Source organism: Endozoicomonas sp. G2_2, from assembly GCF_017744135.1.
Taxonomy (GTDB): domain Bacteria; phylum Pseudomonadota; class Gammaproteobacteria; order Nevskiales; family Salinisphaeraceae; genus Salinisphaera.
Map to the genome: position 1 here is coordinate 12,872 of NZ_JAGHQU010000003.1, position 21,841 is coordinate 34,712.

Here is a 21,841-nt window from a genome sequence, read left to right on the forward strand (position 1 = left end):
ATTAATTTGAATGAGTATGCCAAAACGCTTCGCTTTTCTCGGTCGCGAGGGCGTCGTAACGTTTCGGTATTGGGTTATCGAGGTATAGATCATGATTCAGGTCAGACCCGCAGAAGAACGTGGCCGCATCGACGCCGGCTGGCTGAAGGGGCGCTACAGCTTTTCCTTCGGCGATTATCACGACCCGGCGCATATGGGCGTATCCGATCTGCGTGTGATCAACGATGATCATGTCGCGGCGAACGCGGGTTTTCCGACCCACGGCCATCGCGACATGGAGATCGTCACCGTGGTGCTCGACGGCGAAATGGCACACGAGGATTCGATGGGCAACGGGTCGACCATTCGTGCCGGCGACGTGCAGGTGATGAGCGCCGGGCGCGGCGTGCGGCACAGCGAGTTCAATGCATCCGGCGAGCGCGAATCACATTCGCTACAGATTTGGCTGTTTCCGCGCGAGCGCGGTATCGAACCGCGCTACGACCAGGCCCGGTTCGACGGCGAGCGCCTGCACAATCGCCTGCAACCGGTGGTATCCGGCGACGGCCACGACGGGTCGCTGAGCATCTGCCAGGACGCGATCATCTACCGCTGCCAGCTCGACGCCGGCGCACAGGTGGGCCATGCGGTCGATGCACCTCGCCAGTTCTGGGTCCAGGTCACGCGCGGTTCGGTGGAGGTGGCCGGCACGCAGCTGCACGAAGGCGACGGCGCGCGAATCGAGGGCGAGTTCAATCTCGTGTTCGACGGGTTGTCGGACGCCGATTTCCTACTGTTCGATCTGCGCGATATCTAGTTCCCGGGCCGGGGCGGCAAGCTCTTGGTTCGATTTCATGTCCACGGTGGCCCGATCGGGGCCGCTCGTTACAACGGAGCATTCCATGAAGAAGATTCTCGTTCTCTATTATTCGATGTACGGCCATATCGAGACGCTGGCCAACGCGGTCGTCGAAGGCGCTCGGAGCGTCGACGGCGTGGAAGTCACGCTCAAGCGCGTGCCCGAGACCATGAGCGCCGAAGCGCTGAAGGCGGCCGGCGCCAAGACCGATCAGACCGCGGCCGTGGCCGAGCCGGGCGAGATCGCCGAGTACGACGCGATCGTATTCGGCACGCCCACCCGCTTCGGCAACATGGCGGGCCAGATGCGCACCTTCCTCGACCAGACCGGCGGGCTGTGGGCCAACGGCAAGCTGGTCAACAAGATCGGCAGCGTTTTCACCTCCAGCGCTACCGGTGCCGGCAACGAAACCACCATCACGTCGTTCTGGAACACGCTGGCACATCACGGCATGCTGATCGCGCCGGTCGACTATGCGGGCGCACAGGCGTTGTTCGACATCTCCGAACTGCGGGGCGGTTCGCCCTACGGCGCATCGACCTACGCCGGTGGCGACGGCTCCCGTCAGCCGAGTGACAAGGAGCTTTCCATCGCCCGTTATCAAGGCGAAAAGGTCGCAACCCTGGCCACCGCCCTGAACCTCTGACACAGTTCGACGAGCCGAGACAGCGTCAAGCGGAGCGACCATGAGCAAGAATGCGGCGACCGATCACCGGATCCACAACACGCTGGCGGTGCGCTGGAGCCCCTACGCGTTCAGCGACCGGCCGGTGCCGGCGGCGGATCTCGCCTCCCTGTTCGAGGCCGCCCGCTGGGCGCCTTCGTCCTATAACGAACAGCCGTGGCGCTATATCGTCGGGGTGAAGGGCGCCGGCAGTACCCACGAGCGCATCGTGGAATGTCTGGCCGAAGGCAACCGGGCGTGGGCGCAGAATGCGCCTGTTCTGGCGCTCGGCGTGGTGGTTCGCAACTTCGTGAAGAACGGCAAGCCCAACAAGGCGGCCGAGCACGATCTGGGGCTTGCCTCGGCCAACCTGGTCACGGAAGCGACGACCCGCAAGCTGCACGTGCACCAGATGATCGGCCTCGATCCCGAGGCTGCGCGTGCGGCCTTCGGCGTACCGGAAGAAGCCGAGGTATTCACGGCACTTGCGATCGGTTACCGGGAAATTTCGGCGCAGATGAACGAGGCGCTGACGGAACGCGATACCAAGCCACGCAGCCGCCGTCCGCTGGACGAGTTCGTCTTTACAGAACACTTCGGTACGCCGCTCCGATTCTAGTCGCGCATACCAGATAAAACCGTTCCGGCACGCGCTGTCGGGGTCTGCGGCTGTCGTTAATAAGCGACAGCCATGTTACAGATAAAAAGGGAATTCAAGATCAAAGCAACCGCATGAGCGATAGCGAACCGGTAAAGGCGGGTATTAATCCGCCTGTGTTCTTTCCATCCGTCGTCCTGATCGGAGTGCTCGTCGTGTTCGGCGCGCTGTTTCCGGACATGGCGAATTCCTTCTTCAGCGGCATGCAGAGCTGGCTGATTGATACCTTCGGATGGCTCTATCTCGGCGCGGTCGGTGTATACCTGATCTTCTGCATCATGCTGGGGGTCTCCCGGTACGGGCAGTTTCGACTGGGGCCGGATCACAGCGAGCCGGATTTCAGCTATATCTCTTGGTTCGCGATGCTGTTCTCGGCGGGCATGGGCATCGGCCTGATGTTCTATGGTGTCGCCGAGCCGGTGCTGCACTACGCCAATCCGCCGCAGGGCACGGGCGAGACGGCAGAAGCCGCGCGCGAGTCCATGCGGATCACCTTTTTCCACTGGGGCATGCACGCCTGGGCGATTTATGCGGTCGTCGGTCTGTGCCTGGCCTACTTCAGCTTTCGTCGCAATCTGCCGCTGCGCCTGAGTTCGGCGCTGTACCCGCTGATCGGCAAGCGTATCTCCGGGCCGATTGGTAATGCGGTGGATATTCTGGCCGTGTTCGGCACGCTCTTCGGCGTGGCGACCTCGCTCGGTTTCGGTGCTCAGCAAGTCAATTCGGGTCTGAATTTCCTGTTCGACGTACCGGAAGGCCTGGGCACGCAGATCGTGCTCATCAGCATCATTACCGTCATGGCCACCACGTCCGTGGTGCTTGGTCTCGATGGCGGTATCCGTCGCGTGTCGGAGCTCAACCTGTGGCTGGCTGCGGCGCTGCTGCTGTTCGTGATCGTGATGGGCCCGACGCTGTTCATCTTTGAGTCGCTGACCCAGAACATCGGCAACTACATGTCCTCGATCGTGGACATGACGTTCAATTCCTACGTCTACACCGGAGACGAGGGCACCGACGGCTTCATGAGCGGCTGGACGCTGTTCTACTGGGCCTGGTGGATTTCCTGGTCGCCGTTCGTGGGCATGTTCGTTGCCCGTGTCTCGCGCGGTCGCACGATCCGCGAGTTCGTAATGGGGGTTCTGCTGGTGCCGGTGGGCGCCACCTTCCTGTGGCTGACCGCCTTCGGCGACGGCGCGCTGAACATGATCATGAACGAGGGCGCGAGCAACCTGCTCGAGGCCGTGAACGCAAATACGTCCACGGCGCTGTTCGTCTTTCTCGAGCAGTTCCCGTTCACCTGGGTGACCTCGATCATCGGCACGCTGTTGGTTATCACCTTCTTCGTAACCTCATCGGACTCCGGTTCGCTGGTCATCGATATCCTCACCGCCAAGGATGGGGACGAGCCGCCGGTGTGGCAGCGCATTTTCTGGGCTGTGCTCGAAGGTGTGGTCGCAATCGTGCTGCTGGCCGCCGGTGGCATCGGCGCCCTGCAAGCTGCGTCGCTTGCATCGGCCTTGCCGATCACGGTGCTTCTGCTGGTGATGGCGTACTGCCTGTACAAGTCGCTGAGCATCGAGGCGGTCAAGCAGGAGAGCATGCGCCACATGATGAACACGCCGTCCAACGTGGCCGGCTTCGGTGGCGGCAGCTGGCAAACCCGGCTGCAGACACTGGTGACGTCGCCGCGGCGCAAGCAGATCGACGCGTTCCTCGTCGACGTGGTCAAGCCGGCAATGGATGCGGTCTCGAAGCAGTTCGAAGACAGCGGCATGAGCACCAAGATCAGCGTGGAGGATGACCGCTGCTATCTGGACGTCGACCACGGCGCCGAGATCGACTTCGTCTACGGCGTGCGTGCCCGCCGCTTCACAGCGCCGTCGTTCTACATGGGCGCGTTTGGCCGCAGCGAAGAGCAGGGCAAGAACCGCGAGCACTACCGTGCCGAGGTCTTCCTGCGCGAAGGCGGCCAGCAGTACAACGTCGTGGGCTACACGAAGGATCAGCTCATCGGCGATATTCTCGACCAGTACGAAAAGCATCTGCATTTCCTGTATCTGGTCCGCTAGACCGCGCGAATTCATTTGCGCAGATTGGCCCGGCGTTGCACGCAACGCCGGGCTTTTTCATGCGCGCCATGCAGCCTTCGAGGGCCGGTCGATCCCTGTCGGCGATGCGACGCCTGCGTGTCGGCGCTGCGGACAGGCGATGGGTTATGCTGGGCGCTTATTTGCCCGCGAGCTCTGCCTGCCGATGAGACAGGATCCGTTTGCCGTGTCCAGCGTGCCGCCCATGATCAAGTGGCTCTTGATCGCCAACGGCCTGGGTTTTCTGTTCCTGCTGTATGCCCAGGAACCGGCCATGCAGTACTTCGCGCTGTGGCCGTTCGGGGATTATCCGGTACGCACGTCCGCGGGTACCGGCAGCGTGGGGTTCGAGGTCTGGCAGCTGCTTTCCTACGGCTTTCTGCACGGCAGTTTCGGCCATCTGTTCTTCAACATGTTCGGTTTGTGGATGTTCGGCCGGGTGATCGAACAGGTCTGGGGCGGGCAGCGTTTTCTGCTGTTCTATCTCGTCTGTGTCGTGGGTGCGGGGATCACTCAGGTTTTAACGCTCGCGCTGTTGTCGCCGGGTGAAGTGGTGCCGACCGTGGGCGCCTCCGGCGGCCTGTTCGGGGTACTGCTGGCGTTCGGTATGATGTTCCCCAACGCGCGCGTGATGCTTCTCATTCCGCCGATACCGATGACAGCCAAGTGGCTGGTCATCGGCTACGGCGCGCTGGAGCTGTTCTTCGGTGTGACCGGCACCCAGGCTGGCGTGGCGCATTTCGCCCACCTGGGCGGTATGGCGTTTGGCTTCGGCCTGATCATGTACTGGCGCAAGCAGGGCGGCGGCCGCGGGCCGATGGCCTGAACGAAAAACGCCCGCTGACCCATCGGCCAGCGGGCGTGCCGTCGCCTGTCCGAAGGCGCTAGACCTCGACGTTGAGCGTGACGTCGATATTGCCGCGGGTCGCGTTGGAATAAGGGCACACCTGGTGCGCCTTGGCGACGAGGTCGTCGGCTTCGCTCTGCTTCATGCCGGGCAGAGCGATGTTGAGTGTCACCTCGATACCGAACGCGTCGCCCATCGGGCCGATGCCGACTTCGCCGTCGATCTTCGTGTCTTGCGGAAGCTGGATCTTCTCGTGACCGGCGACGACGGTCATGGCGCCGAGAAAGCATGCCGAGTAACCGGCGGCGAACAGCTGTTCCGGATTGGTGCCATCGCCACCTGCGCCACCCAGCGCCTTCGGGGCGCTCAGCGAAACGTCGAGTGCCTTGTCCGACGAGGTGGCGCGGCCATCGCGCCCGCCGGTCGCGGTGGCTTTCGCGGTATAGAGGACTTTATCCACGGACATCGTGTGCTCCTGATCGGTTGGGTTCTGGCTCACTATGGATCGCCAATTGATTGCGCGCAATCTAAAAGCGCGGCAGGTGTTGGCGCGCCGGTGACGGCGACCTTGGCATTACAGACCCCATCCGCCCGACGTGGTAGAAAGGCCGGTGCGTCCGATGCGTTCGGGGCCGCGATAGAGGAACAACGATTCGACAGGGAGAGGGCCGATGCCGCGCCGGCGTCGCGCCGATCATCAGGAGTGAATAACGCATGAAACGACGTCAATTCTTGGCCGGGGCTGCGGGGGCGGCTGCAGCCGCCAGCACCGTGTTTTCGCCGATGACCATCGCGCGCAACAAGAAATACAAGCTGGGCATGGTCACGTCCTGGCCGTCATCGATCGACACGCTGTTCGGTACCGCCGAGTTCATCGGCCGTTCGATCGAATACGCCACCGATGGCGATGTCGAGGTCGAGGTGTTCGCCGCCGGCGAACAGGTTGGCGGGCTGGAGGTGTACGACACGGTCTCCAGCGGCGCCTTTGCGATGGGACATACCGCCTCGTACTACTACATCGGCCAGGATCCGACCCATGCCTTCTTCACCGCCATGCCGTTCGGTCTCACCGGGCAGCAGCAGAACGCCTGGATCGAAGAAGGCGGTGGCGGCGATCTCTGGAACGAGCTCAACGGCCGCAGCAACCTCGTCGCCTTCCTGGCCGGTAATACGGGCGGCCAGACCGGCGGCTGGTTCAACAAGGAGATCAACTCGCCCGACGATCTCAAGGGCCTCAAGATGCGCTTCCCCGGCGTGGGCGGCCAGGTCATGGCGCGCGCCGGCGTGAACATTCAGAACCTGCCCGGCGGCCAGGTCTATTTCGCGCTGGAGCGTGGCGTGATCGACGCGGCGGACTGGGTCAGCCCCTACGACGACGAGATCCTGCAGCTGCACAAGGCCGCGAAGTACTACTACATGCCCAGCTGGGCCGAGCCGGGCGCCACCCTGGGGCTGTACGTCAACAACGACATCTTCAAGGATCTGCCCAAGGACATTCGGGAGACGATTCCGGTCGCCGCCAAGGCCGCGAACGAGCGCATGTTCGCGCAGTACATGGCGCGCAACGGCCCGGCGCTCAAGCGTCTGATCGACGGCGGCGCCCAGGTGCGTACCTTCCCGTCGGAAGTGCTCGACCTGCTCAAGCGCTATACCGACGAGATCCAGCAGGAACACGCGGACAAGAACAAGCTCTACGCCAAGGTCTACGAGCAGTGGCAGGGTTTTCGCGACGACGTCCGGGCATGGACCGACGTGAGCGAATACAACTTCCTGCGCTATATCAATGGCGATCTGAGTTAGAGCCGGTCGCGATCCGGGCGAACGGCTCGCGCGATCAAGCCGCGGTCATGTCAGTGGCCGCGGCTTTTTCGTGTCTATTGCTGTACGGCGTCGCTGAGATGCGGCAGCCACAGCACGAGCTGCGGGAACTGCCAGAGCAGAATCAGCGCGAACAACTGCAGGCCGATGAAAGGCACCACGCCGCGATAGATGTCGGCCGTGCGAACCGACGGCGGCGCGACCCCCTTGAGATAGAACAGCGCGAAGCCGAACGGCGGGGTCAGGAACGACGCCTGCAGATTGACCGCGATCAGTACCGCGAACCAGAGCGGATCGACCCCCAGCTGGATCGCGATCGGCGTGATGACCGGCACCACGATGAAGCTGATCTCGATGAAATCGACGAAAAATCCGAGCACGAAGATCGTGAGCATCGTGAAGAACAGGAACGCCAGGGTGCCGCCCGGCAGGTTCAGCAGGATCTCCTCGACCAGCTGCGGGCCGCCGAGCGAGGCGAACACCATGGTGAAGGCGGTGGCGCCGAGCAGGATGACGAACACCATGGCGGTGAGCTTGACGGTCTGGTCCATCACCGCGCGCAGTGCATCCCAGTCGAGGCGCCGGTTGATGATGGCAAGCAGGGTGGCGCCCAGGGCGCCCATGGCGCCGGCCTCGGTCGGCGTGGCGATGCCGGCGAAGATGGTGCCGAGCACGATCAGGATCAGCGCCAGTGGCGGCGCCATCGTCCCCAGCACCCGCAGCAGCAGGCGCCCGCGGCTGATATCGCGTTCGCTGGCCGGCAGCGCCGGCGCGCGTTCGGGATGGCGCAGCGCGACGTAGACGATCCACAGCACGAACAGGCCCGACAGCATCACGCCCGGGATGAAGGCGCCGAGAAACAGGTCGCCCACTGAAACCTGCATCTGATCGCCGAGGATGATGAGCACGATGCTCGGCGGCACGATCTGGCCGAGCGTGCCGGATGCCGCGACGGTACCCGAGGCCAGGCCCTTGTCGTAGTTGTATTTCAGCATCACCGGCAGCGCAAGAACGCCCATGGTGACCACCGAGGCCCCGACCACGCCGGTGGAGGCGGCCAGCAGGGTGCCCACGACCACCACCGAGATCGCCAGGCCGCCGCGTACGCGCCCGAACAGCAGGCCCATGGTCTGAAGCAGGTCGGAGGCCAGGCGCGACTTCTCCAGCATCACGCCCATGAACACGAAGAACGGCACGGCGACCAGTTCGTAGTTGTCCATGATGTTGCCGAAGATGCGCCCCGGCAAGATGTTGAGCCGCGCCATGCGGAACGCGGGTTCCCAGGGCAGGGCGATGCCCATGTCCGGGAGCATGTCGCTGCCGATGAGCGTGAACAGCACCGCCGTGCCGCCGAGCGTGAAGGCGACCGGGTAGCCGATCAGCAACATGCCGATCGCGGCCGCGAACATCCATAGCGCGAGGTAATCCACGGCCTACAAGCCTTCCGTTTCCTGGGTGGCGCGATGGGCTTCGTTATCGGTGAAACCCGGCTCCTGGACCAGATAGGCCACGTTCTTGATGATCTCGCTGATGCCCTGGAGAATGAGCATGGCGAACGCCACCAGCATCACGGTCTTGATCGGATAGCGCGGCAGTCCGCCGGGGTTCGGGCTCTGCTCCATCACCGCCCACGAGCGCTCGACGTAGCCGATGCAGAAATACAGCCCGAAGATGCAGAAGGGCACCAGAAACACCAGCGTGCCGAAGATATCGATCCAGGCCCGGGTGCGCGGGCCCAGCCGGCTGTAGATGATGTCCACGCGCACATGCCCGTCGGCGCGCAGCAGATATGCGGCACCGAGCAGAAAGATCAGGTCGAAGGCGTAGGTCTGCAGCTCGAGATAGACGTTGGCCGACAGCTGCACGCCGAGATACTGGCCCAGGTAACGGGTGATTACGTTGTAGGCGCCGATCAGCACCATGGCCACGGTGAGCCACCACATCGTGCGGCCCACCAGGGTCGACAGGCCGTCGATCGCGCGCGCCGCGCCCAGCAGAATATTCATCAATTTCCTCCGGGCGCGTCGTCGGGCCGAGGGGCAGCCAGGCTGCACAAGCCGGCGATTCTAGCTGACCGCGCGGCGCGACCCCAAGCTGGCGGCTCGGCGCCGTGTCCGATTGATGCGGCCCCGGCGACGCGCGCTGCGGTCATCGCCGACGATCTGCGGCATATTGGACAGCGCAAGTGAACCGGCAGGGGATGCAGCGGTGCAGGACTACGAAAAACTCGGGGCCTTCTATCTGGGCCGGGAGCACGATCTCGCCTCGGGAAAAACCGGCACGGCGCCACTGCTCTACGACGCCAAGGATCTGACCACCCACGCCGTGATCATCGGCATGACGGGCAGCGGCAAGACTGGCCTCGGCGTCGGTTTGATCGAGGAGGCCGCGATCGACGGCGTGCCCGTCATCGCGATCGACCCGAAAGGCGATCTTGGCAATCTGTTGCTCACGTTTCCCGATCTCGCGGCGGCGGATTTCGAACCCTGGGTCGATCCGGCTGCCGCCAGCACTCGCGGCAAAACGATCGCGGCTCACGCCAGCGCACAGGCCGAACTTTGGCGAAAAGGGCTGGCGAGCTGGAATCAGGACGGTGCACGGATCCGCCGGCTCAAGGAGGCGGCGGAGTTCGGCATCTTCACGCCGGGTAGCACCGCGGGTATTCCCATTTCGGTGCTCAGTTCCTTCGATGCGCCGAGCGCCGCGCTACGCGACGACGCGGAAGCCTTTGCCGAGCGGATCCAGGCGACCGCGATCTCGATTCTCACCCTGCTGGGTATCGATGCCGACCCGCTGTCGAGCCGCGAATACATCCTCATCTCCAATATCCTGCAGCACAGCTGGCAGGCAGGGCGCTCGCTCGACTTGCCGGGCCTGATCGGCGCGATTCAGTCGCCGCCGATTAAGCGTATCGGGGTGATGGACCTGGAAGCCATGTTTCCCGCCCAGGATCGCTTCGCGCTGGCCATGCAGCTGAACAACCTGCTCGCTTCGCCGGGGTTCGCAACCTGGATGCAGGGCCAGGCGCTGTCCGCACGCTCGCTGTTCTATACCGATGAAGGTCGGCCGCGCGTTTCGGTGCTGTCGATCGCGCATCTCACCGACGCGGAGCGCATGTTCTTCGTCACGCTGCTGCTCGGCGAGATCATCGCCTGGATGCGCGCCCAGCCGGGCACATCGAGCCTGCGGGCCGTGCTCTACATGGACGAGCTGTTCGGTTACATGCCGCCGACCGCCAATCCGCCGTCCAAGACCCTGTTCCTGACGCTGCTCAAGCAGGCGCGGGCCTACGGGCTGGGGCTGGTGCTGTCGACCCAGAACCCGGTCGATCTCGACTACAAGGGCCTGTCCAATACCGGGACCTGGTTCATTGGCCGGCTGCAGACCGAGCGCGACAAGAACCGCGTGCTCGATGGCCTGGAAGGTGCAGGCGCGGGCGGCGGACCGTTCGACCGCGGCGCCATGGCGCAGACGCTTGCCGGCCTCGGCAAGCGCGTGTTCCTGCTGCACAACGTGCACGAGACCGAGCCGGTGGTCTTTCATACCCGCTGGGCGCTGTCGTATCTGCCGGGTCCGCTCACGCGCGAGCAGATTCGCCGGCTGACCCGGGCGAGCGCTCCGGCCGTGCCGGTCGAGCCGCCGCCAGCCGCCGCCAGCCGCCGATCCGACGCCCCGGGCCGCTGTCGACCAGGCGGCGACGACCACCACGGCGCGCCCGGTACTCGACCCCGGTATCCGCCAGTATTTTCTGCCGGTCACCACGCCGGGCGACGGGCCGCTGACCTATTACGCGCAGGTGGTTGGAGCCGCCGAGGTCTTCTTTGTCAGCCGTACCCACGATATCGACGTGCAGCGGGCTTTCGTGTTCGGCGCGGAGCCTGTCGACGGGCCGGTGGCACTCGACTGGGATTGGGCGGAGCCGATCGCCATCGATATCGCCGCTCTCGAGGATCAGCCACCGGCGGATGCGGCATTCGGGCCGCTTGCTGCGCCGGCGCGCCGAGCGTCCGCCTATCGTGGCTGGGTGCGCGACTACAAGACCTGGCTGCGCACCGCTCAGGCGCTCACGCTCTATCGCAGCAAGACATTCAAACAGGTCTCTGCGCCCGGCGAGAGCGAAGCGGATTTTCGCATCCGGCTGCAGCAGTTCGCGCGTGAGCGCCGGGACCTGGAAGTCGGCAAGCTGCGGGCCCGCTACGAGAAGAGCGCCGGCCGGCTGCGCGAGCGCCTGCGCGCGGCCGAGCGCGACGTCGAGGAACAGAAAGCCCAGGCCAATCAGAAGAAGATCGAGAGCGCGCTGTCGATCGGCGGCGCGCTGCTGGGCGCCTTTCTCGGGCGAAAGCGCTTGAGCAGCCGCACGGTCAGCCGGGTGGGCACTGCCGCACGGCGTGCCGGCTATGCCGCTAGAGAGATGCGCGACGTGCGCGAAGCACAAGCCGAGGCGGCCGAACTGCAGGCCCGGCTCGACGCCGAGGGCGAGGCGTTCGCCGCGGACGTGGCGCGCCTGGAGGGCGAGATCGACGCCCAGGCCGAGGCGCTCGATACGGTGCAGGTGCGCGCCCGCAGCAGCGATATCGATATTCGTTTCGTCGCGCTGCTGTGGTCGCCCTATCGGCGCGCGGCTGACGGGCGCACGCGTCCCGCCTGATCGGGGGCGCTACGCGCGGACATACCGCGGACATAAAAAAGCCCGATGCGCCGAGGGCGCACCGGGCACGTCGTGATGCCGTTGTTATTCGGCTTCGTCTTCGGTTTCGGCCGCCACCGAGGCCTCGATGGTCTCGACCTGCAGCGCCTCGTCGTCGGTGATATCGGCCTGCGTATAGAGCAGCTTGCGATAGTTCTTGGCCGAGTAGCGCAGATCCTGATCCTGGAAATTCGCGGAACTCGGATCGTCCGACTGGCCGTAGCTGATCAGCCCGTAACCCTGCGGGCCTTCGTCGGTGAAGCTCAGGCCGAAGTGCCAACTGGTGCCGTAGGCAATCCGCCAGCCTTCGTTGTCGGCGCTCGACAGGCTGCCCGTGTTCGGGATGGTGCCGGCGGGCGCGACGCGCGGATAGCGGGTGCCATCCTCCACGCGACCCGTATCTGGACGCACGATGTTGAAGCCGCCTTCCAGGTTCTGGTTGCCGTGCCATTCGATCGGGCTGCCGGACGGCGCCGGCGTGCCGCCGGGCGGGGTGCCGGCCGACTGCTGCTGGCGTTGCACATCGCCCAGACGCGCGTCGTAGGCGATGTTCACCTGGTCCAGTCGGTTCAGGCCGCGAGCCAGCGAGGCCAGCATCGGATCCTGGGCAACATCGGCCGGCGCTTCGTTCGGCGTGCTCGGCGTGGTTGCCGGGTTGGTCGGGTCGAACGCCACCGAGAACTCGCTCGGGAAGGCCGGGTCGTAGTCGCCGATGAATACACGGAAAACGTGGGCACCCCGGCTGTCCACGTCGTATATGCCGTCCCAGTTGGCCAGTGCGGTGCAGCCCTCGGCCACGGAACGGCTGCTGCTGTCGTCGGTAGCAATCGGCGTGGTGCCGGCCGCGTCACACCGGGTCAGCAGTTCGTCGAGCAGCGTCTCGGCGTAGTAGGCGCGGTTGGAATAGAGCGCCTTGATGATCTCCTCGCCGGTGAACTTGCCGTCGCTGCCGGCCGGCGCCACCGTGGACAGGCCGGTATCGGTCGGGTTCTCCAGCATCGCCAGGCCCATACGGGTACGCGGCGAGAGAATGCTTTCGGTCGGCCCGAAGAGCGGCGAGAACCCGGTCAGGAAGGCGTCCGGGTTGGTCGCCCAGTAGCTGTCGTTCGAGTTCTGGACATAATCGCGGCGTTCGAGCTTGGGCATGCCGTCATAGGCGATACGCCCGCCGCAATCGCCCTCGACCCAGTCGTTCAACCCGCGGCTGCCGTCGAGAAGCGTCACACCGTTGGCGAACAGGCCGCCGACCACCGGGTTCGTGTTCGCCCGTGCCTGGAACGCCTGCAGCGCGCCGCCGGACAGGTTGGGTACCGACGTGCCGTCGATATAGAAGGCCTGGCCGGAATCGTCGGCGTACATCGTGTTGACCCAGAGCACGCTGCCGCAGCTTTCGAACGGCTGCTGGAACTGGTCCACGTTGCGCGCGCGGCCCATGTTCAGCCACTGATCCACGACCAGACGCGCGGTATCGGCGTTCGCATCGCGATAGGTGAACGCCGTGGGACGACCGGCGAAGGTATTGCCCCACGCCGGAAGATTGCCGTTGATGACGTTGCCGGCCAGCATCGGCCCGTGTTCCGAGTAGTAGAAATCACGCTCGAAGGTCGCCGTCTGGCCGCCGCCGACATTGACCTGGATGGAAATCGTCTTTTGCGTGATGGGCTTTTCTTCGCCGTCCTTGATATAGGTCAGATTGTCGCCGGACTTCAGCGTGAGGTCGTAGAGCGTGAAATGCTGGGCCGTGGACACGGTATGCGTCCAGGCGATGTTTTCGTTGAAGCCGATCAGCGGAATCACGACGCCGATCAGGCCGGCGCCATTGACGTCGTAGACGCCCGGCACCGTGATCTGCATCTGATAGAGCCGGCGGTTACCGGTATACGGAAAGTGCGGGTTGGCCAGCAGGGCGCCCTTGCCGTTCTCGGTCAGCTCCGAGCCAATGCCCCAGCCGTTGCTGCCCATGCCGCGGTCGTTGTAATTGGTCTTGAGCCCGAGTGCTTGCGGCGTTAGACGTGCGACGCTGGCCGCCAGCCGGTTTGCCTCGGCGGGATTGGCGCTTGCGCTCGCTGCCGGCATGGCCATCGTGGGCGCTGGACTCGTGCCGGGCGGTACCGCAGCAAAAAGAGGCCCCTGAACGAAGTTGTCGCCGCTCGCGTAGAGCGCGACCAGCTGATAGTAGGCATAGACGTCTTCGGCGCTGATCGGCCGTACCCAGGGCGCCTGATTGCACTTGGCGGGCAGATCGGCCGGCGCGGTCTCGTCGACGTACTTGTTATAGCCGGCGGCGAAGCCGCGAAGCATGGCCTGCGAAGGCGCCGAGATTTCATCGAACTCGGCCTGCGCTTTTTCGAGCAGGCCCAGCGCCTTGTAACTGAAATCCGTGACGATGTTGATGCCGACGGGCAGCGCGGCGGCGACGTCCGGGCCCGGGCCGTAGAACATGGCCCGCTCGCCGCGCGCACGGATGATCGAGTCGGCGATCAGGCAGACATTGTCGCGTGCCTGCACATAGCCGGAGCCGAACGCCGCGGATTCGAGGTTGTCGGCGGTGATATGCGGCACGCTGCCGGTGGTGGTCTGAATACGCGCACTCAGCGCGCCGTCCGGTGCATTGATCTGGCTGTCGCTCAGCGCCGGCAGGCCGTTGCCGCTGCCACCGCCCGAGTCGCTGTCGCTATCCGATGAGCAGCCGATCAGGCCGGCCGACAGACACAGCGAAATGCCGGCCACCAGCACCGGCCGCTTCCAGTGAATTGTTTTCATTTTCTCCCCCGTTATATGTCCCGAGTTGGACGGCTCGATATTAGCCAAGTCGAACGGGATTTGCACGCGCCATGCATCGGCAGGTCGATACGACGCTTTGCGGGCCAAAACATGCCGTTAGCGCGCGTGGGAGGCGTGCCGCCGCAACTATATTTGCGCGCGTTTGCATCCATGATCGCGTCGCGGCGTTATAGTATTTCCATGAACAGAAAAATCGTCGCTCTCGCAATCTGTGGCGCGCTGCTCAGCGCCTGTGCCAGCGGTCCGGCCTACCGGGCGGCCGTGGAGCCGGACGACTACGGCTATCGCGATACCCTGCTCACGTCGGATCGTTACCGGGTGAGCTTTGCCGGCGATTACGGCATGGCCCGGGAAACGGTCGAGAATTTCGCGCTGTTTCGCGCCGCCGACCTTGCCGTGAACCGGGGTGCCGAGCGGTTTCGCATCAACTCACGCGAGACATCGCCGGTGACCAGCCACTCCGGCGGCGGGCCGAGCACGAGCATCGGCTATGGCTGGGGCTATCCGTTTTGGGGCACCAGTGTCGGCTATTCCACCGGCGGCGCGAGCCGTACGCGCTACGAGACGGTGCTCGAGATCCAGGTCGGTGACGACGTGCCCGAACAAGGGCAGGATGTCTACAACGCGACCGAACTCAAGCGCAATCTTTCGGCGTCTGTCGCGGCCGATGGTGGCTAGCCAATAGCCGCTTGGCGCGCCTGCCTCGCCTGCGAGGCGGGGCGCGCTGGAGGATGTTGGCCAGGGTGTCGAACGGGGTCGCGGACGTAGAGTCGTCGCACACCGACGGTCCGCTGACCGGATCGTACTCGGTGGCATGGCGGCCGCGCGTATGCGCTCAGTAGCGGCGTCCGGATCGTCCGCTTCGATAGAAAGATCCGGTGCCGGCGTGTGTTCGAGCCGCTTTAGCTCGCCACGCTGACCTGTACCCGCGCCTGATCGTGGTTGCCGTAGGTGCGAAGCCCGCCGTGATCGATCAGCGTTTCCAGACCCGGGATGTCGCGATAGAAACGATCCGCTGTCACCGGCGTAGGCGTACGGATATTCGCGGTAATGCGTTGGCCTTCATGGGCTTGGCTCCTGGGGCAGGGTATGCCGAACCTGAACCGAGAGCGTGATCAACGCAGCTGGAAACGTACCGGCACGGTCAACGCCAATCGCTGCATGGAGACGCTGTCGGGCAGCGCGGGCATGGGGTTGGCCTTGCGGATCATGTCGCGCACGGCCTCATCGAGCAGTTCGTGGCCGGAGCTTTCACGAATTTCCCAGTCCAGCACGCGGCCATTGCGGTCCATGACGAAATACAGCAGGACCGTGCCTTCCTGACGCAGGCGGCGGGCGCGGCGTGGATAGTCCTTGTAGCGCTGCAGCCAGGCGCTGAGCTCGCTCTGGTAGTCCGGCGGTGTGTCCGACACGCTGCCGGTGGTGCCCTGTTGCGTGCGTTGCGCGGTCTGTGCCGCCTGCGCCGGGGCGTTGTCCTGATCCTGACCGCCCGCCGGCTCGGCGCTTTGCGAGCGCTGTGCGCTGCGCGTGGGCTCGGGCGGCGCGGGTTCGCGTTTGGGCTGCGGACGCGGCTCCGGTTTCGGCTCCGGTCTGGGCGTCGGCTTCGGTTCGGGCTCTGGCTGTGGTTCGGGTTCCGGCTCGGGCTCCGGCTCGGGCTCCGGCACTGGTTCCGGTTCCGGTACCGGCGTTGGTTCAGGCTCGGGTTCCGGCGTCGGCTCAGGTTCGGGTTCGGGTTCCGGCTCAGGTTCGGGTTCGGGTTCCGGCTCGGGCGGCGGTGCGTCCTCTTCCGGGGGGTCGTTTTCTTCCGCCGGTGCGTCGGCGGCGACCTGCTCGGGTTTTGGTTCGCCCTGTTCCGGCGCGAGCGCGATACGGACACCGCTGGCGCCGCTCTGGGTGGACGACAGGGTGTCCTCCACCTGGAAGCGGATCAGCAGAGCCGCATGGGCGACGAGGGCGATCGCGAGCACGACCAGCCAGTGGCGCAGACCGATACGTTTCATGGGTCCTGGTGACGTGTCAGTAGATCCACCTCGCTGATGCCCGCACGTCGAAGCGCGGTGAACAGGCCAGTGAGCGACTCGGCCTTGATGCCGCCGTCGGCCCGGATCTGCAGCGGCTTGTCGTCGGGCCAGTCGGCGAGCGCGTCGGCCAGGCCATCACGCTCGATCGGTTCACCGGCAAAGGCGAGCCGGCCGTCGGCGGCCACGGCAAGAACCTGGCGCTGAAGTTGGGCCGCCTTCTGTGTTTCGGCCGTGTCCGGCGCGGTCAGTTCGAACGGGGGATTCTGTGCCAGCACGCCCGCCAGCATGAAAAAGATCAACAACAGAAAAACGATGTTGATCAGCGGCAGCACGTTCTCCTCGGTCGAGCGAGGCCGTTTTGGTGGCGGCACGATCATGGTCTGGAACTGTTCGATCCGGTGGCCAGCGACATCGGTGCGACGCCCGCGCCCGAAAGCGCATCGAGCGCGCCGACGGTCACATCCAGTGTGGCCTGGGCGTCGGGCTGCACGATCACGGCCGAAATTTCGTCGTTGTCGCGTGCGCTGTTCAACCGGCGCGCCAGTTCGCGCGGGCTGTCATAGCGGCGACCGTCGTAGTTCAGCCCGCCCTCGGCATCGACGCGCACCACGGCTGGCGGCGTTTCGCTGGCGGGTGCTTCGGTGGTGCCGGTCGCCAGCGTGATCGGGCGCCAGTCGGTGAAGCTCGTCGCCAGCATGAAGAACACCAGCAGAATGAACACCACGTCGATCAGCGGCGTCAGGCTGATCGTGTGCTTGCGTCGTTCGAAGGTCTCGATATGCATGTCGGGCGTCGATCGGCGGACGGGTCGACCGATCTCTAGGCGTGCGCTGCCGACGTTCTGGGCGTGCCCGCACGCTGGGCGTTATCCGCCGGCGCCTGGCTGGACAGCCCTGCAGCCTCGTGACGGGTGAAAAAGCGGGTGAGCGCGTCCTGCATGTCTTCGTGCAGGCGCTCGACCACGCGTTCACACCAGTTCAGTGCGACCACGGCCGGAATCGCCACGACCAGGCCTACGGCCGTGGTGAGCAACGCTTCCCAGATACCGTTGGACAGTACCGAGGGGTCGACCTGGCTGCCGGCGTTGGCCAACTGCTGGAAGGCCGTGATCATGCCCATGACGGTACCGAGCAGGCCCAGCAGCGGCGCCAGCGAGCCGATCACCTCGAGCGGGCGGAAATAACTGCGCATCTGGCTCAGGTGCCGGGCGCCGACGCGGGCCGCTTCTTCGCGCACGATGCTCACGCTGGCGCCGGAGGAAACACCGCGCATGGCCACAGCCAGGGCATCGGCGATGGGGTTGCGTTCGTCGGCGAGCGCGGCGATGGCGCCGTCGCGGTCGCCCGAGCGCCACTGATCCAGCGCCGGCGTGATGAAGCTGCGCTTGCCGACCCGGACGCTGGCGTACTGCCAGCACTTGAGGAGCACGATGGCCAGGCCGACCACCGACATCGCGACGAGCACGGCGACGACCGGGCCGCCCAGACGCAACAGGTCGAACAGACCGGCGAAATCGAAGACCGCGGAACTCTCTGGTGTCATTGCAGCTTTCCCAACTGAGTGGCGTGGCGCGCAGCGCGCGACAACGCCCGGTAGTATGAATCAAACCGCACCTAGATGCGAACGATTATTATTAACGGCTGCCGTTGTGCCGTAGCCCGCGCACTTTGAATCGGCCGGCGCTCCAGGCCGTGTCGGCACTGCAACATGCGCCTTTCGTCTTATGCAGACAGGCTTTTTAAGTGCGTATGCTGATTTCCAAGTTGCAATCGATGCATTTGGAGACTTTATGGCTGACAACAAGATCGAATCGGTGTTGCGGGAGGATCGACAGTTCGATCCACCGCAGGCGTTTGTCGAGAGCGCGACGCTCAAGCCCGCCGACGTCGACGCACTGCGCAAAGCAGCCGCGGACGACCACGAAGGCTTCTGGGCCGAACAGGCACGCGAGAAGATCGATTGGCACAAGCCATTCACGCAGGTTCTGGATGAGTCTGACGCCCCGTTCTTCAAATGGTTCGCCGACGGCGAACTGAACGTCTCCTACAACTGCCTCGACCGGCACCTGGATACCAAGGGCGACAAGACCGCGATCATCTTCGAAAGTGACGACGGCGAGGTCGAGCACATCAGCTATCGCGAGCTGCATGCGCGCGTCTGCCGCTTTGCCAACGCGCTCAAGTCCAAGGGGCTGGGCAAGGGCGATCGTGCGGTCATCTATCTGCCCAACATCCCGCAGGCCGCGGTCGCGATGCTGGCCTGTGCGCGTATCGGCGCGATCCATTCCGTGGTGTTCGGCGGCTTCTCGGCGGTGTCGCTGCGTGATCGTATCGACGATGCCGAGGCGAAGATGCTGATCACCGCCGACGGCAACTATCGCGGCGGCAAGCTGATCCCGCTAAAGGAAACCGCCGACAAGGCGCTCTCCGAAGGCTGCAAGACGATCGAAACGGTCATGGTCTACAAGCGCTCGGGCGCCGACGTGACCATGGCCGACGGCCGCGATGTCTGGTGGCACGATGCCGTCGACGGCGAATCCGATCAGTGCGAGCCGGAATGGGTGGACGCGGAGCATCCGCTGTTCATCCTCTATACCTCCGGCTCGACCGGCAAACCCAAGGGCATCCAGCATTCCTCCGGCGGTTATCTACTGGGCGCGATCTGCACCTGCCGCTGGGTGTTCGACTACGGTGACGACGACGTGTTCTGGTGCACGGCCGATGTCGGCTGGGTCACCGGCCATACCTACATCACCTATGGCCCGACCGCCTGTGGCGGTACCCAGGTGATGTTCGAAGGCGTGCCGACCTACCCGGAGCCCGATCGATTCTGGAAGATGGTCGATACCCATCAGGTCACCGTCTTCTACACCGCGCCGACCGCCATTCGTGCGCTGATGAAGCACGGCGACGAATACCCGCAGCGCCATGCGCTGGACAGCCTGCGCGTGCTCGGCACGGTCGGTGAGCCGATCAACCCGGAAGCCTGGATGTGGTATCGCGAGGTCATCGGCCAGGAGCGCTGCCCGATCGTGGATACGTGGTGGCAGACCGAAACCGGCGGGCACATGATTACGCCGATCGCGTCCGCCACACCCACCAAGCCGGGCTCCGTGGCGCACCCGTTGCCCGGCATCGCGGCCGATATTCTCGACGAGTCCGGCGATCGGGTCACCGATGCCAATGCCGGCGGCATTCTGGTGGTCACCAAGCCGTGGCCGTACATGCTGCGCACCATCTGGGGCGACCCGGATCGCTACAAGGAAACGTACTTCGGCATGTTCGACGCGCATACCTATGTGGCCGGCGACTCGGCCCAGCGCGACGAACAGGGCAATTTCCGCATTCTCGGTCGTATCGACGACGTGGTGAACATCTCCGGCCACCGCATGGGCACGATGGAGGTGGAATCCGCGCTGGTGTCGCACAAGGCGGTGGCCGAAGCCGCGGTCGTAAGCCGTCCGCACGAGATCAAGGGCGAATGCATCGTGGCCTTCGTGATTCTCAAGAACGACGACGGCAGCGACGAGCTGGCTGGTGAACTGCGCGACTGGGTCTCCGAACAGCTGGGCGCGATCGCCAAGCCGGAAGAGATCCGTTTCGCGGACGGTCTGCCCAAGACCCGCTCCGGCAAGATCATGCGGCGCTTGCTGCGCACCGTGGCGCGCGACGAGGAGATCACCTCGGACGTGTCCACGCTGGAGAACCCGCAGATCATCGACCAGCTGCAGGCCAAGGGCAGCTAGCGTCGAGGCGATCTGCAGCGGCGGCGCCACCCGGCGCTGCCGCCCAAGATCACAGGGGGTGGCCGGCCCGGTGTTGCGCATTGCGCACGCCGGCGCCGGCCTTTTTTATGCGCGCCAGTGCCCGGCATGCGAGGCCCGTCGGCCTGCGTGTTGTCCCGCCCGCGACGATTTTTCGTAACATGGCGAGCCTCATGCCGCCTCGCGGCCATCGACTCTGCATCCCAGGAGTACTCGCAAGTGAAGGACAACATCGTCATCGCCGCCGCCGGGCGTACCGCCATCGGCCGTTTCGGCGGCACCCTGGCCGGCATCCCCGCGACCGAACTCGGCGCCCACGCCATCCGCGCGCTGCTGGCGCGTCACGACATTCCGGTCGATGCGGTCGATGAAGTGATCATGGGCCAGGTGCTCGCGGCCGGTGCCGGTCAGAACCCAGCTCGCCAAGCCTCGATCCGGGCCGGTCTCGGCGATGCCACGCCGGCGATGACCATTAACAAGGTCTGCGGCAGCGGTTTGAAAGCGGTGATGCTGGCTGCCCAGGCCGTCGCCATGGGCGATGCCGAGCTGATCGTGGCCGGCGGGCAGGAGAACATGAGTTCGGCACCGCATGTGCTGCCGAACTCGCGTAACGGCAAGCGCATGGGCGACTGGGAACTGGTCGACACCATGATTCGCGATGGCCTCTGGGACGCCTTCAACGGCTATCACATGGGCCAGACCGCCGAGAACGTGGCCGACAAATACCGGGTCTCGCGCGAAGAGCAGGACGAATTCGCCGCGCGTTCGCAGCAGCTGGCCGAGGAAGCGCTCAAGCACGGGCGTTTCGAGGACGAAGTGCTGCCGATCGAGGTGCCGCAGAAGAAGGGCGATGCCATCCAGTTCGCGCGCGACGAGGGCCCGCGGCCGGGCGTGACCGCCGAAGGTCTGAGCGGCCTCAAGCCGGCCTTTACGCGTAACGGCACGGTCACGGCCGGCAATGCCTCGGGCCTCAACGACGGCGCCGCGGCGGTAGTCGTCACCACGCGCAAGAAGTGCGAAGCGCTGGGCCTCACGCCGCTGGCATCCATCGCCGGCTATGCCAATGCCGGTGTCGATCCCGCACTGATGGGTATCGCGCCGGTGTCGGCCACCCAGCGTTGTCTCAAGCGTGTGGGTTGGGACGTGGCCGATCTCGACCTGATCGAAGCCAACGAGGCGTTTGCCGCCCAGTCCGTGGCCGTCGGCCGTCAGCTGGAATGGGATCTCGCCAAGGTCAACGTCAACGGCGGCGCGATCGCCTTGGGGCACCCCATTGGTGCATCGGGCTGTCGCGTGCTGGTGACGCTGATCCACGAAATGATGCGTCGCGATGTGCAAAAGGGCCTGGCGACGCTGTGTATCGGCGGCGGACAGGGTGTCGCGCTCGCGCTCGAGCGCTGATCCGGCGTCGGGGCGAAAAGTTCGATACGCCCTAAATAATTGTTATCGCAATTATTTAGGGCCGCCGGCTGGCGTGGCTGCCGGCCGCTAGCGCATGGGTCGCTGATTCTGGCCCTGCTTTTGCATTAACGCAGGCGTACAGCGATCCTTGCGCCGTGTTGTTCTCCTCCAATACGTCTGCGCCCAAGTTTTTCTGCTTAGTCGCTGTGCAATCGCGGCTTCCGGCCGGCGCGTCGCGCCGGCCGGTTTTCTTTTTTGCGGTCGGGGTGACGC

18 protein-coding genes are annotated in these 21,841 nt (G+C 64.8%); 10 read left to right on the forward strand and 8 right to left on the reverse strand.

The window, feature by feature from the left end; translation table 11 throughout:
* Nucleotides 1-91 precede the first annotated feature (91 nt).
* The 5 genes from J7355_RS04150 to J7355_RS04170 all read left to right on the forward strand — a co-directional run bounded on the left by J7355_RS04150 (nucleotide 92) and on the right by J7355_RS04170 (nucleotide 5,073).
* Complete coding sequence (locus J7355_RS04150; protein ID WP_209060192.1) at nucleotides 92-796, forward strand: pirin family protein; 705 nt, start codon at nucleotides 92-94, stop codon at nucleotides 794-796.
* A gap of 85 nt (nucleotides 797-881) precedes the next feature.
* The gene (gene wrbA / locus J7355_RS04155; protein WP_209060193.1) at nucleotides 882-1,484 is read left to right on the forward strand and encodes an NAD(P)H:quinone oxidoreductase; all 603 of its coding nucleotides are present in this window, start codon (nucleotides 882-884) and stop codon (nucleotides 1,482-1,484) included.
* Between the two features lie 40 nt (nucleotides 1,485-1,524).
* Nucleotides 1,525-2,121: a nitroreductase family protein gene (locus J7355_RS04160; RefSeq protein WP_209060195.1), complete on the forward strand. Its 597-nt coding sequence runs from the start codon at nucleotides 1,525-1,527 to the stop codon at nucleotides 2,119-2,121.
* 113 nt (nucleotides 2,122-2,234) lie between these two features.
* A complete protein-coding gene (betT, locus tag J7355_RS04165) occupies nucleotides 2,235-4,229 on the forward strand; it encodes a choline BCCT transporter BetT (protein ID WP_209060196.1) in 1,995 nt (664 codons plus the stop codon).
* Nucleotides 4,230-4,452: 223 nt separating this feature from the next.
* Complete coding sequence (locus J7355_RS04170; protein ID WP_247739773.1) at nucleotides 4,453-5,073, forward strand: rhomboid family intramembrane serine protease; 621 nt, start codon at nucleotides 4,453-4,455, stop codon at nucleotides 5,071-5,073.
* Nucleotides 5,074-5,131: 58 nt separating this feature from the next.
* Here the strand turns inward: J7355_RS04170 and J7355_RS04175 are convergent, their stop codons facing one another.
* Nucleotides 5,132-5,560, reverse strand: coding sequence for an organic hydroperoxide resistance protein (locus J7355_RS04175; RefSeq protein ID WP_209060198.1), 429 nt, complete (start codon nucleotides 5,558-5,560; stop codon nucleotides 5,132-5,134).
* Nucleotides 5,561-5,808: 248 nt separating this feature from the next.
* Between J7355_RS04175 and dctP the strand changes: the two genes are divergently transcribed.
* Nucleotides 5,809-6,894: a TRAP transporter substrate-binding protein DctP gene (dctP, locus tag J7355_RS04180; RefSeq protein ID WP_209060199.1), complete on the forward strand. Its 1,086-nt coding sequence runs from the start codon at nucleotides 5,809-5,811 to the stop codon at nucleotides 6,892-6,894.
* Nucleotides 6,895-6,968: 74 nt separating this feature from the next.
* On the opposite strand, the gene J7355_RS04185 is transcribed toward dctP, so the two are convergent.
* Both J7355_RS04185 and J7355_RS04190 read right to left on the reverse strand, forming a co-directional pair.
* Complete coding sequence (locus J7355_RS04185; RefSeq protein WP_348522995.1) at nucleotides 6,969-8,342, reverse strand: TRAP transporter large permease subunit; 1,374 nt, start codon at nucleotides 8,340-8,342, stop codon at nucleotides 6,969-6,971.
* A 3-nt stretch (nucleotides 8,343-8,345) separates the two neighbouring features.
* Nucleotides 8,346-8,918: a TRAP transporter small permease subunit gene (locus J7355_RS04190; RefSeq protein ID WP_209060200.1), complete on the reverse strand. Its 573-nt coding sequence runs from the start codon at nucleotides 8,916-8,918 to the stop codon at nucleotides 8,346-8,348.
* A 202-nt stretch (nucleotides 8,919-9,120) separates the two neighbouring features.
* Between J7355_RS04190 and J7355_RS04195 the strand changes: the two genes are divergently transcribed.
* Nucleotides 9,121-11,070 carry a DUF87 domain-containing protein gene (locus J7355_RS04195; protein WP_209060201.1) on the forward strand — a complete coding sequence of 650 codons (1,950 nt, stop codon included), beginning with the start codon at nucleotides 9,121-9,123 and terminating at the stop codon, nucleotides 11,068-11,070.
* Nucleotides 11,071-11,644: 574 nt separating this feature from the next.
* Here the strand turns inward: J7355_RS04195 and J7355_RS04200 are convergent.
* A complete protein-coding gene (locus tag J7355_RS04200) occupies nucleotides 11,645-14,362 on the reverse strand; it encodes a penicillin acylase family protein (protein WP_209060202.1) in 2,718 nt (905 codons plus the stop codon).
* 201 nt (nucleotides 14,363-14,563) lie between these two features.
* On the opposite strand from J7355_RS04200, the gene J7355_RS04205 reads away from it, so the two are divergent.
* Complete coding sequence (locus J7355_RS04205) at nucleotides 14,564-15,061, forward strand: hypothetical protein (protein ID WP_209060203.1); 498 nt, start codon at nucleotides 14,564-14,566, stop codon at nucleotides 15,059-15,061.
* 437 nt (nucleotides 15,062-15,498) lie between these two features.
* Here J7355_RS04205 and J7355_RS04210 read toward each other — a convergent pair whose 3' ends face one another.
* The 4 genes from J7355_RS04210 to J7355_RS04225 are packed head-to-tail and all read right to left on the reverse strand — an operon-like array spanning nucleotide 15,499 to nucleotide 17,946.
* Entirely contained in the window at nucleotides 15,499-16,383 is an 885-nt protein-coding gene (locus J7355_RS04210) for an energy transducer TonB (protein WP_209060204.1), read from the reverse strand.
* Entirely contained in the window at nucleotides 16,380-16,781 is a 402-nt protein-coding gene (locus J7355_RS04215; protein WP_209060205.1) for a biopolymer transporter ExbD, read from the reverse strand. The genes J7355_RS04210 and J7355_RS04215 overlap by 4 nt, the downstream gene beginning before the upstream one ends.
* Entirely contained in the window at nucleotides 16,778-17,188 is a 411-nt protein-coding gene (locus J7355_RS04220; RefSeq protein WP_209060209.1) for a biopolymer transporter ExbD, read from the reverse strand. Before J7355_RS04220 ends, J7355_RS04215 begins: the two co-directional genes overlap by 4 nt.
* Nucleotides 17,189-17,223: 35 nt before the next feature.
* On the reverse strand, nucleotides 17,224-17,946 hold the full coding sequence (locus J7355_RS04225) for a MotA/TolQ/ExbB proton channel family protein (RefSeq protein WP_209060212.1): 723 nt from the start codon (nucleotides 17,944-17,946) through the stop codon (nucleotides 17,224-17,226).
* A 247-nt stretch (nucleotides 17,947-18,193) separates the two neighbouring features.
* Here J7355_RS04225 and acs point away from each other — a divergent pair, with 247 nt between their 5' ends.
* Both acs and J7355_RS04235 read left to right on the forward strand, forming a co-directional pair.
* A complete protein-coding gene (gene acs / locus J7355_RS04230; RefSeq protein ID WP_209060213.1) occupies nucleotides 18,194-20,149 on the forward strand; it encodes an acetate--CoA ligase in 1,956 nt (651 codons plus the stop codon).
* Nucleotides 20,150-20,386: 237 nt separating this feature from the next.
* A complete protein-coding gene (locus tag J7355_RS04235) occupies nucleotides 20,387-21,568 on the forward strand; it encodes an acetyl-CoA C-acetyltransferase (RefSeq protein ID WP_348522996.1) in 1,182 nt (393 codons plus the stop codon).
* The last annotated feature ends 273 nt before the right edge of the window (nucleotides 21,569-21,841 follow it).

What these genes read in the sequence shown, in the direction of transcription:
- J7355_RS04150 (WP_209060192.1), top strand. Translation starts at nt 92, where the DNA reads ATGATTCAGGTCAGACCCGCAGAAGAACGTGGCCGCATCGACGCCGGC.
- wrbA (WP_209060193.1), top strand. Translation starts at nt 882, where the DNA reads ATGAAGAAGATTCTCGTTCTCTATTATTCGATGTACGGCCATATCGAG.
- J7355_RS04160 (WP_209060195.1), top strand. Translation starts at nt 1,525, where the DNA reads ATGAGCAAGAATGCGGCGACCGATCACCGGATCCACAACACGCTGGCG.
- betT (WP_209060196.1), top strand. Translation starts at nt 2,235, where the DNA reads ATGAGCGATAGCGAACCGGTAAAGGCGGGTATTAATCCGCCTGTGTTC.
- J7355_RS04170 (WP_247739773.1), top strand. Translation starts at nt 4,453, where the DNA reads ATGATCAAGTGGCTCTTGATCGCCAACGGCCTGGGTTTTCTGTTCCTG.
- J7355_RS04175 (WP_209060198.1), bottom strand. Translation starts at nt 5,560, where the DNA reads ATGTCCGTGGATAAAGTCCTCTATACCGCGAAAGCCACCGCGACCGGC.
- dctP (WP_209060199.1), top strand. Translation starts at nt 5,809, where the DNA reads ATGAAACGACGTCAATTCTTGGCCGGGGCTGCGGGGGCGGCTGCAGCC.
- J7355_RS04190 (WP_209060200.1), bottom strand. Translation starts at nt 8,918, where the DNA reads ATGAATATTCTGCTGGGCGCGGCGCGCGCGATCGACGGCCTGTCGACC.
- J7355_RS04200 (WP_209060202.1), bottom strand. Translation starts at nt 14,362, where the DNA reads ATGAAAACAATTCACTGGAAGCGGCCGGTGCTGGTGGCCGGCATTTCG.
- J7355_RS04205 (WP_209060203.1), top strand. Translation starts at nt 14,564, where the DNA reads ATGAACAGAAAAATCGTCGCTCTCGCAATCTGTGGCGCGCTGCTCAGC.
- J7355_RS04210 (WP_209060204.1), bottom strand. Translation starts at nt 16,383, where the DNA reads ATGAAACGTATCGGTCTGCGCCACTGGCTGGTCGTGCTCGCGATCGCC.
- J7355_RS04215 (WP_209060205.1), bottom strand. Translation starts at nt 16,781, where the DNA reads ATGATCGTGCCGCCACCAAAACGGCCTCGCTCGACCGAGGAGAACGTG.
- J7355_RS04220 (WP_209060209.1), bottom strand. Translation starts at nt 17,188, where the DNA reads ATGCATATCGAGACCTTCGAACGACGCAAGCACACGATCAGCCTGACG.
- J7355_RS04225 (WP_209060212.1), bottom strand. Translation starts at nt 17,946, where the DNA reads ATGACACCAGAGAGTTCCGCGGTCTTCGATTTCGCCGGTCTGTTCGAC.
- acs (WP_209060213.1), top strand. Translation starts at nt 18,194, where the DNA reads ATGGCTGACAACAAGATCGAATCGGTGTTGCGGGAGGATCGACAGTTC.